This is a genomic window from Candidatus Clostridium radicumherbarum (genome assembly GCF_045310525.1).
Taxonomy (GTDB): Bacteria; Bacillota; Clostridia; order Clostridiales; family Clostridiaceae; genus Clostridium_AT; species Clostridium_AT radicumherbarum.
This window is the reverse complement of record NZ_JBJHZY010000003.1, coordinates 135540-148394: the sequence shown is the minus strand read 5'-3', so window position 1 is coordinate 148394 and position 12855 is coordinate 135540. Positions and strand designations below refer to the sequence as shown.

The window sequence follows — 12855 nt, the reverse complement described above, 5'->3', positions numbered from 1 at the left end:
CGCAGGTGTGCTTTGCTGTCTTCTCATGCAAAGCGGACTTGAACATATTGTTATATGCAGTTTTTGCCACCACACTTTATATAAAGCCTATTCTAAACAACTCCAAATAGTTTCGTAACTAAAGATATTCCAAATTAAAATTTTATCATTCCCATATACATCAAAGAATGAAATAATGATGAAATGTGCAATGCTTGTAAAAATTTATTCTCCTTAAGACTTGTAATTATCTCATTTAGCGGCTTTAGTACTACCTTAATTTGTTCCGTTTCATCTAAATGAATATCCTTAGTTAATTCAACATCTAATGCAAGAAAACAATAGGTAAGATTATTATGATTAGCTGGATTAGCAGATATAGTGCAAGTATGAATAAATTCTGGACCAGTATAGCCTGTTTCCTCAGCCAATTCTCTTTTAATAGCTTCTACTGGAGATTTATCTGTTTTCTCCATACCACCTGATGGTAATTCTAATAGTGTTTTTTCACTTCCATGGCGATATTGTTGTACTAAAACAACCTCTTTTTGTTTGGTTATCGCTACAACATTTACCCAACTTGGATATTCTAATATATAATATGGAGTAACAATCTTACCATTAGGCATTTTGCATGTATCTGCCCGTAAAGAAATCCATCTGTCCTTGACGAGATGTTCAGATTTCGTAATTGTCCATTTAAAGTCTTCCATATCATTAACCTCTCAATCACATTTAAACTTTTATTTTAATAATCTCTATTAATTCGACCTTGTTTACAATTATGTATCAAATAAATAATTTATGATACTTTGATGTACCACTTTGTTTATCCAAAATTACATATAACGTCTGGGATTAGAGATGTTCAAGAACCTTAGCTAGCTCCTAGCTTAGGTTCTTGAATATGCTGCGATGGCCTACTCCAGAGGCCATCTTCAGCAGTGAACTCTAATCTTTTGTTATACGGAATTTTTAACTGTACATCTCGAGCAAATCCAATTCCATCCTCATCAAACTTATTCTATCCTTTTATAATGTGATAATGTTTTATAGTGATAAATCTTCTTTTAGGATTGAATATAAATCACTATCTTCAAATCCTACATGACTCCTATATTTCTGCCGCATTCTTCCTTCATATCTCATGCCAACTTTCTGCATTGCTCTACCAGAGGCAATATTATTAACTGAGTGGTATGCTTCAATTCTATTAAAGTTCACCTCAGTTAATCCAAATTCAAGAACTCTTTTTAATGCTTCAGTAGCAATTCCTTGTCCCCAAAAACTTCGTCCAATACAGTATGCAACATCTGCACACATATCATATTCATTTGAAGAAATTAATGCAATATTTCCTATTGGCTTGTTTATTGTTTTCATAATGATAGCCCAGTAATAGGTACTTGCTTCCTGATATTTATCAATTCTATTTTTTAAATTCTTTTTTGTTTCATTAATATCATTGTGTGCATTCCATCTCATGTATTTTGCAACTTCTGGATCACTAGTCCAATTAGCAAACATCTCTTCCGCATCTTCAATAACAAATTTACGTAATATAAGACGTTCAGTTTCTATAGTGACTGTTCCTTTATGATTTAACATCTTTAACAAACTCCTTACCTATATTTACAAGCATTTGCATACTATTTTCTATTCCTACAACACAATAGACCTGGATCTAATAACTTCTAAACAAGCTCTTATTTTAATAAAATTCCGTATAACGTTCCTAATTTCCGACGTCGAGACACTTAGTCAGACTTGGCTTAGTGTCGCACGTGTTGCTTGGCTATCTTTTCAAGTCAAGCTGAACGGAAATTTTTTGTTATATGTAGTTTTTGACATTTAGCATGAAGTAAATTCTATTCTAAATGATTTTAAATAATCTTTATCTTAAAGTTTCTAAAGATATAAATATTATTAATGCTCAATCTAGACAGTAACACCTAAATAGAAAGTTTCTTTTTCAACATGAAATTGTTTTGAATTCTTTATATCTTGAGTATCAAAAGTTAATGGTAACCTTAATAAATGCGCAAAATTACTGCAAGTCTTACAATATCATCTAAATTATATGCTTGCTCTAATTGAATTGCTTGAATATCAAAAATGTTACATACCTTCTCTGAATCAAACTTGGTATTTGTTAATCCATATAGTTGCAAATTATTCCCGCAAATAAGAGAAGTCAAAAATTTATATTTTCTAAATATGCTCATTTCCAAATAATCATCATCAAAATAATCTACTACTAGAACACACCTATTAGACCCAGCGAACCATCTTTTCACCTGTTCCTTAATAACTTGTGTATAAAAGTATTCAGAAAACACCGATATATTTCCATTTGCTTCGGCAAGATAAAACTCGGCCTCTTTTGCCTTTATCGATAATTTACTATCAATGATTTTTGACGATTTATTTAATTTTTTTAATATATTCTCCATGTAAGCTTCATTGTTTTTTAGATCCATTCTACAATTAACCAAACTCCAACAAACTTCATCAATGGATGAATCAAGTATATGAATTGATACAAATTTTCTCCCCATACCGTTCTACCTCTCTGTATCTTAAAAATTACATATAACGTTTCGCATTCAAGACATTCCTGAACCTAGCCAGACCTGGCTTGGTGAAGGAATGTGCTTTGGCTGCTACAGAGACTTGCCCTAATTTGGCCAAAGCGAACTTGAATGTTTTGTTAGATGTAGTTTTAGCCACTACATTTTAAGCTGAGTCTATTCTTTTAACCTTAAATTTAATTCGCATTAAAAGAATATTACTAACTATACATCTTTCCATTCTATCGAACTCAGTTCATGGATGTTTTTTATTTTGCTAAACCATTGAAGGTTAGAAGCAAAATACTCAGAACATCTAAATTCAACATCTTTTCTTTTTTTATTTTGGATACATTCAATGTAAGTATAAAATTCTTTAACCCCATCATTGTTTTTAACTGCGTATTGAATGAGTAATCTATGCTTATAGGCTACACCAGGCATTATATCAAAGCATCGTGCTGAAAATGCATCCTTTATATATGGAAAAGTAAAATTATCCAGTCCCCATCTTATTACTAACCTTCCATCTTCCAAGATTACATTGATTTTGGCATAAGCTCCAATTTCATCGCGCTTAATTTCTATAATATCTAAGAATGGAATTTCTCTGTGTCTTGTCATTTTCCCACCCTTTCTTGAATTATGATTCTCCATATCAAGTTAATTCGTAATATTTTACAATTTCATATCTAAAAAATAAATAAAAAAACTTTTAAGCTGTCACTCTGTTTACCAAAAATTACATCTAACGTCTCGTGTTGCCGACGTTCCTGAACCGGGCCCCAGAGGAATACCCCTTGTCTGCGCTTGCGCCGGTGAAGGAATGTGCCTTGGCAAGCCATCCGTTTTTAACCTATATATAGATTATAACCCATATTATTACACCGTTCTATAAAAAAAATCCCCCTACCAAGGCGGACGGTAAAATTTTGTTAGTTGATGTTCTAGGTCATTTGCTATCTATTTTCGTAGGATTTTCCCAAAGAATTTCTTTCAATGTAGTTTACATTATTAAAAGAGTATAAAGTGAAGTAAATTAACTTCATATTATGCTTATAATACGGGGTTAGTATCCTTAACATTGTAGACATATAAAGCAGTATCATGCTTTTCAAAAAAAGTCTTTTCTTCTACACATATAAATCCTTCATTTTCATATACTGTCCTTAATTTATTTCGATGCTGATTACAATTAAGTCGAATTGCATTAATGCAAAAATTTTGAGCTAAATTTTTTGCAAAATCTATTAATTCTTTTGCAAATCCTCTTCCAGCAAATGCACGTTTAACAGCAACCTTATGCAAATATAAAGATTCTCCTTTTGGAATGTTGGGCCAAAAAATTGGGTCATAATCAGTTAAAGCCATACAAGCAGTTGGCAATCCATTCTGATATGCAATATAAAAATTATTTATTTTATAAGACTTTGATAGATTAGCCCACTTCACATTTGATCCATTCCACGTGTTTTGAAGTTCACTTTTGGACATCCAGTTTACTGCATCTAATAGTATTTCTTCAATAATTGGTATATCATATTCATCAGCTTGTTTAACCATAATATTACTCCTATATTATACAAATAATCTTAAGTTCGCATCTTCTTACAATTGCAATTTTTACTATATTTCACAAAATGTAAAGAAAAAATTAACTGCGTAAATGTGAACTTTCATTGACCTTGAATTTCAACTAACGTCTGGGATTAGAGATGTTCAAGAACCTTAGCTAGCTCCTAGCTTAGGTTCTTGAATATGCTGCGATGGCCTACTCCAGAGGCCATCTTCAGCAGTGAACTCTAATCTTTTGTTATACGGAATTTTTAACTGTACATCTCGAGCAAATCCAATTCCATCCTCATCAAACTTATTCTATCCTTTTATAATGTGATAATGTTTTATAGTGATAAATCTTCTTTTAGGATTGAATATAAATCACTATCTTCAAATCCTACATGACTCCTATATTTCTGCCGCATTCTTCCTTCATATCTCATGCCAACTTTCTGCATTGCTCTACCAGAGGCAATATTATTAACTGAGTGGTATGCTTCAATTCTATTAAAGTTCACCTCAGTTAATCCAAATTCAAGAACTCTTTTTAATGCTTCAGTAGCAATTCCTTGTCCCCAAAAACTTCGTCCAATACAGTATGCAACATCTGCACACATATCATATTCATTTGAAGAAATTAATGCAATATTTCCTATTGGCTTGTTTATTGTTTTCATAATGATAGCCCAGTAATAGGTACTTGCTTCCTGATATTTATCAATTCTATTTTTTAAATTCTTTTTTGTTTCATTAATATCATTGTGTGCATTCCATCTCATGTATTTTGCAACTTCTGGATCACTAGTCCAATTAGCAAACATCTCTTCCGCATCTTCAATAACAAATTTACGTAATATAAGACGTTCAGTTTCTATAGTGACTGTTCCTTTATGATTTAACATCTTTAACAAACTCCTTACCTATATTTACAAGCATTTGCATACTATTTTCTATTCCTACAACACAATAGACCTGGATCTAATAACTTCTAAACAAGCTCTTATTTTAATAAAATTCCGTATAACGTACCTAATTTCCGACGCCGAGACACTTAGCCAGACATGGCTTAGTGTCGCAGGTGTAGCTTGGCTGTCTTCTCAAGCCAAGCTGGACGGGAATTTTTTGTTATGTGAAGTTACAGGTCATTAACTCTCTATATATGTAAGGTTAACCCACAAAATTTCTTTCCTTTTAGTTTATAAAAAAGAAATTATGAAATAATTTTAATTATCTATCCTAGATGATACTCTACTAAGCTATTAAGCTATGGATGATGTACTAAAGAATTCTTCTAAAAAACATTTTACATCTAACAAGTTGTACATTTTTCTGAAAATTAACTTCTGCGTTAATTCACTTGGCTCTTTCATATCAGGAATCATTATTGGAAACATTCCAGCCTTATACGCAGCTTCTATTCCAGCTTCTGAATCTTCTAGCACCAAGCATTGATCAGGAGAATACCCTAGTTTATCTGATACCTTTAAAAATATTTCCGGGTCTGGTTTTGATTTTTCAATTTCATCTCCGCATAATACATAATCAAAGCGTTTATCAATACCAGCCAACTTTAATAAATTCAAGGCTCTATTTCTACTTGTGGATGTAGCTACAGCTTTTTTAATATTACTTTGATTCAAATAATCTAATAAGTCATAAAGTCCTTTCTTTATAGGAACACCATTTAATCTTATAATCTCTTCTGTAATTCTAACTCTTTCACTTATTATTTCCTCAATAGGAAATTTACTTCCGAAATATTTTAAATATATGTCTTTTGTACTGGTTAGATTTGCACCTATAGTTTTTCGAAATATCAAATCATCAATTTGATAACCATATCGTGCTGCTGCGTCTTTCCAAGAAACAAACGATATTTTTTCAGTATCAAACATTAGGCCATCCATATCAAAAATAATTAATTCAAACTTTACTTTGTCTTTCAAATAAATCATCCCCTAACTTCGAAAACCTGAACTTAGTCTCGTCATATCTACAATTGTGCTTTATCTTTGTCTCAAAAAAATCTAAGATATCTTTAAATCCGAAATGTAACCTTCAATAGACCTGAAATTTCACATAACTAATAAATACATGTATCCCATGTCGTTTTATACCTTAAATACAAAGGTATTTACGACGTTCATGTCGGGTAATAATACTATAGTGGAGCTTGCCGATCCTTGTAATTTACTTTTTTAACATCTTATCCAGCGGACTCTGTATGTTAGATATATTCTTTTGCGTCACATGAGTGTATATCTCTGTTGTCTTAGAGCTAGAATGACCAAGTAATTCTTGAATATACCTTAAATCTATTCCGCCTTCAAGAAGATGTGTTGCAAAGGAATGGCGGAGACTGTGTACGGAAACCTTCTTAGTTATTTTTGCTAGATTGCATGCATTTTCAAATACTCGTTGAACAGTTCTTTCTGTAATATATTCATCATCATCTTGTCCTGGGAAAAGCCACTTTTCTGGTTTATATAATTTGTAGTATTTTCTAAGCTGCTCTAGTGCAATTTCTGATAGTACCGTATACCTGTCTTTTGAGCCTTTTCCCTGCACAACATGGATAAGCATCCTTTGGCTATCTATATCTTCTGTTTTAAGCCTTACAACTTCTCCTACTCTTAGGCCTGCTGAATATATTAAAAACAAGATTGTCTTATGTTTTTCATTTTTAAGTGCAGAAAGTATTTTTGATACTTCTTGAAAGCTTAAAACATTTGGCAGCTTGTTTTCTTTCTTTGGTCTTGTCATAAAATTTATGTTTTTATCTTGTTTTAATACATCTTTGCATAAGAATTTTATAGAACTAATTGATTGGTTTACATAAGAGTGTGATACTTTTTGATCTTCAAGAAGAAATAATGTATATCTTTTTACATCTTCCGCTGTGAATTCCTGTAAATCTTTATTTAGAAAGCTTGAGAATCTTTTAATATGTGAAATGTAGGATTTTCTTGTTTTAAAGCTATAGCCTTTAAGTTTTATTTCATCTTCCATTAAATTAATGAGATTTTGGTTTTTCGGATTATCTTCAAAATTAATATTTTTTTGTTCATTTTTAAATAGCTCTTTTAACATGTTTAAATTTTCTTCTGTAAAAGGCACAGTCCATATTTTTTTGTCAGGATTCCATTTATAAAACTTTAGACTTTTTATCTTTGCTACTCTTACAGGAGAATATTCAAAGGAAATTACTAATTCATCTTTTAGTTTTGCTATATTTATCGTCACGGTTATACCCCTTTTTAAAATTATGAGAATCTATGTTCTTATAAGAAGTATCTCCGCAAATTAACTACATTATACCATTTATTTGGTTTTATTACATTAATTATTATGCTTGTACTATTGAATTACATTTATCAATAAACTTTTAATTGGCGGTGCCGTTTAACTATTTATGATTAACAAATAGAGAAATTTATGAAGACTTTATTATTTCCAAGTTTATATTCCTTTTACAAATAAAAAATATCTTAAAAATTTGTCATGAAGATATTACAAATTTGTTATGAGATTTTTAATCTTGGTAATTATTTTAACAAATAAAAATATCTCCAGAACGATTTTATTCTGGAGATATTTTTCAAACTTTACATCATTGATTTTTACAATTATATTAATCCTCTATTAACCATCTCAGTAACTGCGAAGGTTGCTACATCGTCTGCGTATTTTGCTGGACCGAAGCCTGCGTCGTAGCCTAGCTCTTTAGCTAGTTCGTGAGTTATTCTTGGGCCGCCGCAGATTAGGATTATTTTATCTCTAAGGCCTTCTGCTTCTAGGAGCTCTACTAGGTTTGTAAGGTTTTGAACGTGCACATTTTTTTGAGTTACTGTTTGAGATACTAGAAGTATATCAGCCTTTAAATCAATTGCCTTTTTGATAAATTCCTCGTTGGGAACTTGGCTGCCTAGGTTATAGGCTTCTATCATGTCGTATCTTTCAAGGCCATAATGCCCTGCAAAGCCTTTCATATTCATTATTGCATCGATGCCTACGGTATGAGCATCTGTGCCTGTGCTTGCCCCAATAATAACTACCTTTCGTTTTATGTTTTCTCTAATGTACTCATTGGTCTCTTCCATGCCCATTGCGTGAACATCAACGGATTGAACCTTTATGGAATCATAATCTATAGTTTCATTTAAGTTGCCATAAACTACAAAGAAGGTGAACTCCTTGTCAAGTGCTGAGTGGTGAGCTACAGATGGCTCCTGAAGTCCCATTTTTTTTGCTAAAAGCTTTGCGGCCTCTGCTGCCTTGTCTCCATCTGGAACTGGAAGGGTAAAGCTTACTTGAACCTTTCCATCGTTCATGGTATCTCCGTAGGGCTTTACTTTAGTTAAATCCAAGGTTTTATCATAGTCCCTTTTGTCAGTTGAATATAGTCCTCCGCTCATGCCTACACCTCCCTACTAGCTTTATTTTCATTATTAAGCATAAGCTCTATGAATGGATTGAAGTATTCTTTTTGCTTTTCAACAACTCCGTCTAGGCCTTTTCCGCCATCTATTGGTCTCTTTATTCCTGCAAATATTCCTTTTTCTAAAGTTTTAAATAGGCCAAGGCCTTCTATTTCCTTTAATAGATCTGAAGCCTTTCCTAATACTTCATTTGCTCTATTTTGTATTATTCCGTCTGCTTTAAAGCTTATTTCTTCTCCTAAATCTGCCATGGTATTGAAAATATAGCTGGCATTTTCAATAGCTAGGGCTCTGTCCGACATAAAAGGAGTGTGAATAGCCTCTGTAAGCATGCCTAATAAGTGCAGCTTTTGATTTGTCATAATAGTTACCATGTTAAATAGTGCATCTTGAACATGCCCCTTAAAGATATTACCTGTCATAAATTTAGTTGGAGGCATATATTTAAGCGGTGCCTTAGGGAATATTTCTCTTGCCATTTGTGCCTGGGCAAGCTCATATAAAAATCCATTTTTCTCCTCTGGATTAATTTCAAAAGCATGGCCAAGGCCCATTTGTTCCTCTGGAAGCCCTGCCAGTGCAGCAAACTGCTCATTTATAAATTGTGAAGCAAGTACGGTGTGAGCTTCTTCAACAGCATCTGCAGTGGTTAAATAATTATCTTCTCCGGTATTTATAATTACCCCAGCAAAGCCATTTATTATTCTTGAAAAATATTGGTCTACAATTGTTCTCTTCATATTTATGTCTCTAAATAATATTCCATAAAGAGCATCATTAAGCATAACATCTAATCTTTCCAGGGCTCCCATAGCTGCAATTTCTGGCATACATAGTCCAGAGCAGTAATTGCAAAGCCTTATATATCTGCCCAGTTCTTCCCCTACCTCATCAAGTGCCTTTCTCATAAGCCTAAAGTTTTCTTGAGTTGCAAAGGTACCTCCAAAGCCTTCTGTTGTTGCTCCATATGGAACATAATCAAGAAGACTTTGACCTGTGGTTCTAATAACAGCTATAATGTCAGCACCTTGCTTTGCTGCTGCTACTGCTTGAGTTATATCTTCATAAATATTTCCTGTTGCAACTATTACATAAAGATAAGGTCCTTTTTTATCTCCAAATCTGTCTAAGTATTCTTCTCGCTTTGCTCTATTCCCCTTAACCTTTTCTACTGTTTCCTTGGCTATAGCATTTACAGCAATTTTGATTTCAAATATATCTGCCATTGGAAGCTTTGTTAAATCTAGTTCTCCTTTTGAAACCTTATGTGCTATTTCCTGAGGAGATAGACTAGTATTTACCATGGCATTTCCTATAAAAACAGCAGCTCCTATGTTTAAACCATTACCATTTTTAATGTTTTCTACTACTACATTTGGAAGAGGAACTCCCACCTCATCTACCCCATCTATTCCTAATAGTCTGCAGATAGTTCTTTCTACAGCAGCAGTAGTGTGTCTGTCAATAAATTCTTGAGTTTCAAGTGCAATATTTTTAGCTGAAAGTCTGCCCTTTTGCACTAAGTCAAAGTTTAAATTTAATTTACCCTCCATGAATATCCCCCCGATTTATTTCTATTTATTATGATAAACTTTTATATACTAGCTGAGATTAATTTCTATGTTCACCTTTAGCTTATTAATATAATCTTAGTAAGTAAGGCGTTAATAAAGTTTTAATTTTCCTTATTTAAGTCCTTTTAGCTTCAAAAATTAAATTACCACAAGCCATTACTTTTTGTTATTCTTCCCCATAGAACTTCTTAGCCATATCTATAACTTCCTCCTGAAGTCCAAGGAGAACTGATATATTTAAGGCATCCTTTGGAACCTCATCTTGTGCAGATACCTTTTCCAGGTTATATTCCATATGCTCTTGAATAATATCAACTGATTTCATTTTATTTAGATCTATTTTAGTTTTAAGAACATTAAAATCAATGTTTTTGAGTCCCACTACCTGATAGTGAGTCATGGTATCATCAGCTACAGCATCATAATGAGTAGAAATAAGACTAATTGAATTCTGTGTATTTAAATACTTGCATAAGGACTTAACTAAGTAATAGCCTTCTTTTGGATTCGTACCTCTAGCAAATTCATCAAGGGCAACAAAACCAGATTCTCTTTTTATAGAAGCTATAACTTCCTTTAATTTAACTATTTCTGCTCCAAAGGTGCTTAAACCTTGGGAAACAGACTGCATATCATCTGAAATAAAGTATATAAAATTCAAGATGGGAAAATATCCTTCCTTTGCAAACACATAAAAGCCACATTGTCCAAGCATTAGGTTAAGTACAAGAGTTTTTAAAGTAATGGACTTTCCACCCATATTGGCACCTGTAATTACAGTTGTTCCATTTTTAAGCTCAATTGTTAAAGGAGTAAAAATCTTATTCTTCCTTGTTAGGTGCTCTAAAACTTCTGGATTTATCATGTTTTTAAAGCTTATATCCATTGAATCTTTTATTTCTGGCTTTACTGCATTATATTTTAATGCAAGCTTAGCTTTGGCCATTAAAAAATCTAATTTACCAATGGAATTTATATTTTCCATTAGCAATAAGACATAACCAGAAAGGTTTTCAGTAAGCTGCCTTCTGATTTTAAGCTCTTCTGCTTCCTCTAAAAGTACAACATTAAGTCTCTCTTCCTTTAAAACCTTAATTTTTTCCTCATTATCTTTCTTATATATTAAATCCTCTAATTTTCTCTTTTCAGTTCTTATATTTTTGAGTATTTCAGAATAGCTGTCATATATATAAAAGGTAGAGATTTTTTTTCCTTCAGGATCTAAAATGTTAAGAACTTCCTTTAGACTATTAAATTTTATTGTTTTAATATTTATATTTAGCAGCTCATAGGCTTCTACTAGTTCCTCCATTAAAATAGAAAAATATTTTATTTCATAAAGCTCTACATCATCTAAGGTGATATTTTCACTGCATCTTTTTACTGTGTTTCTAAGGTCTTTTATTCTGCAAAACACTCTCTCTATTTCTCCTATGGCCTGTTCATTTTTCCTAAGAGTGTTACACATGATTTCAATATTGTTAAATTCATCCATTAATTTGTTTTCTTCTGAGCTTTTAAAGGGTTTTATGTTTTTCTTTTCTTCTATTCCAAAGGCTGTCATTATTTCTAAGTTATCTATTATAAAAGAAAACCCAATTTGTTTTCTCTGTTCGCTATCTAAAAATTTAACCTTAATCCCCTCCCTGTATTCCTAATATGCACATAAAGCTTATTAACCTTCAAGTTATCCCATTAAATCAAACACAGGTAACGCAATATTTTTTTGTAAAGTTTCAAGAAATAAGTCCTTATCAAATTCATATCCAAATGGTGATTTTGGATTACAGGTCAAACACGTTAAATTGATACTCTCTAAAGCCTTAATAACCCCCCCGAGTTTTAAAAGTCTATAGAGAGTATCCTTATTTATAAAAAGCTTGGTTCCGTCCTCTACTAGAAAAGTAATCCCCTTATACTTATCTGTAGATTTAATTATGTCTTCTATTAATTTATCCGTTACTACCCCTCTAATTAAAACATGGCTTACACCATCACCTAGGTTATCTACTATTTCCTTTGCACCTTCTAGTGATGTTTGCGCCTTTAAATCTCTTATTCTCAAATCCTTGTATACAATTCCTATCCTTGCTCTAGAAAGCTCCTTTTCTACTATATTTATAATTGCTTTGCTTTCTTCTGCAGCAATGGATAGAAGACTAACAGCATGTGCTGTTTTTTCTACTACCTTGCTCATACTCCTATTGAGGGATGCTCCAGTTGATAGGATAGCTGCCTCTGTGACTGACGGTGAAGCTGTGGTCTTTCTGCTTAATGCCCCATCCACAATTATTTTTTCACATCCGAAGGTCTTAAGCCTATCACAAATTTGCTTCATATAGGTATTAATAGACGGTCCCCCAAGCTCAACAAAACCATCACTTAAGGCTTTTGCTATTATCACTTCTCCCATTGGAGTATTTATATCAGTAGTTTCTATTATTTCCTTTGTAATATCCCCATTAAATAAACACTGTTTAGAAGTTGCTATATAGGTGCCCCTTTTTATATATATTTTGGGCTTCTTTGTTTCAGTAACTCTATCTTCCTCTTCCCCATCTCGTCCGATAGAGGTAAGACCAAAGGTTATACTATCCTTTGTCTTATCTAAAATATAGTTTAAGGCTGTGGTTTTTCCCACATTTTTGTCCATTCCGATTATAGATATTGTGTGGTAATTTTTTATTCTATCTAATATATCAATCTTCCCCATGATATCCCCCACTTATATCTATA

At 32.5% G+C, this 12855-nt stretch carries 12 protein-coding genes; all 12 read right to left on the bottom strand.

Features of this window, described 5'->3' with window-relative positions:
• Positions 1–134: 134 nt before the first annotated feature.
• A complete protein-coding gene (locus ACJDUH_RS14485; protein WP_406765922.1) occupies positions 135–608 on the bottom strand; it encodes an NUDIX hydrolase in 474 nt (157 codons plus the stop codon).
• Between the two features lie 421 nt (positions 609–1029).
• Positions 1030–1587, bottom strand: a complete 558-nt coding sequence (locus ACJDUH_RS14480) for a GNAT family N-acetyltransferase (protein ID WP_406765918.1) — start codon at positions 1585–1587, stop codon at positions 1030–1032.
• Between the two features lie 422 nt (positions 1588–2009).
• Positions 2010–2537: a hypothetical protein gene (locus ACJDUH_RS14475; RefSeq protein ID WP_406765921.1), complete on the bottom strand. Its 528-nt coding sequence runs from the start codon at positions 2535–2537 to the stop codon at positions 2010–2012.
• Positions 2538–2774: 237 nt separating this feature from the next.
• On the bottom strand, positions 2775–3173 hold the full coding sequence (locus ACJDUH_RS14470) for a hypothetical protein (RefSeq protein ID WP_406765920.1): 399 nt from the start codon (positions 3171–3173) through the stop codon (positions 2775–2777).
• Positions 3174–3605: 432 nt separating this feature from the next.
• Positions 3606–4112 carry a GNAT family N-acetyltransferase gene (locus ACJDUH_RS14465; protein WP_406765919.1) on the bottom strand — a complete coding sequence of 169 codons (507 nt, stop codon included), beginning with the start codon at positions 4110–4112 and terminating at the stop codon, positions 3606–3608.
• A gap of 338 nt (positions 4113–4450) precedes the next feature.
• Complete coding sequence (locus tag ACJDUH_RS14460) at positions 4451–5008, bottom strand: GNAT family N-acetyltransferase (RefSeq protein ID WP_406765918.1); 558 nt, start codon at positions 5006–5008, stop codon at positions 4451–4453.
• Between the two features lie 357 nt (positions 5009–5365).
• The gene (locus tag ACJDUH_RS14455) at positions 5366–6052 is read right to left on the bottom strand and encodes an HAD family hydrolase (protein ID WP_406765917.1); all 687 of its coding nucleotides are present in this window, start codon (positions 6050–6052) and stop codon (positions 5366–5368) included.
• 244 nt (positions 6053–6296) lie between these two features.
• Positions 6297–7349 carry a site-specific tyrosine recombinase/integron integrase gene (gene xerA, locus ACJDUH_RS14450; protein ID WP_406765916.1) on the bottom strand — a complete coding sequence of 351 codons (1053 nt, stop codon included), beginning with the start codon at positions 7347–7349 and terminating at the stop codon, positions 6297–6299.
• A gap of 383 nt (positions 7350–7732) precedes the next feature.
• The gene (gene kamE, locus ACJDUH_RS14445) at positions 7733–8521 is read right to left on the bottom strand and encodes a lysine 5,6-aminomutase subunit beta (RefSeq protein WP_406765915.1); all 789 of its coding nucleotides are present in this window, start codon (positions 8519–8521) and stop codon (positions 7733–7735) included.
• Positions 8522–8523: 2 nt separating this feature from the next.
• On the bottom strand, positions 8524–10098 hold the full coding sequence (gene kamD / locus ACJDUH_RS14440) for a lysine 5,6-aminomutase subunit alpha (RefSeq protein WP_406765914.1): 1575 nt from the start codon (positions 10096–10098) through the stop codon (positions 8524–8526).
• Positions 10099–10285: 187 nt separating this feature from the next.
• Positions 10286–11719, bottom strand: coding sequence for a lysine 5,6-aminomutase reactivase ATPase KamC (kamC, locus tag ACJDUH_RS14435; RefSeq protein WP_479723059.1), 1434 nt, complete (start codon positions 11717–11719; stop codon positions 10286–10288).
• 87 nt (positions 11720–11806) lie between these two features.
• Positions 11807–12832, bottom strand: a complete 1026-nt coding sequence (kamB, locus tag ACJDUH_RS14430) for a lysine 5,6-aminomutase reactivase subunit KamB (protein WP_406765912.1) — start codon at positions 12830–12832, stop codon at positions 11807–11809.
• Between the last annotated feature and the right edge of the window lie 23 nt (positions 12833–12855).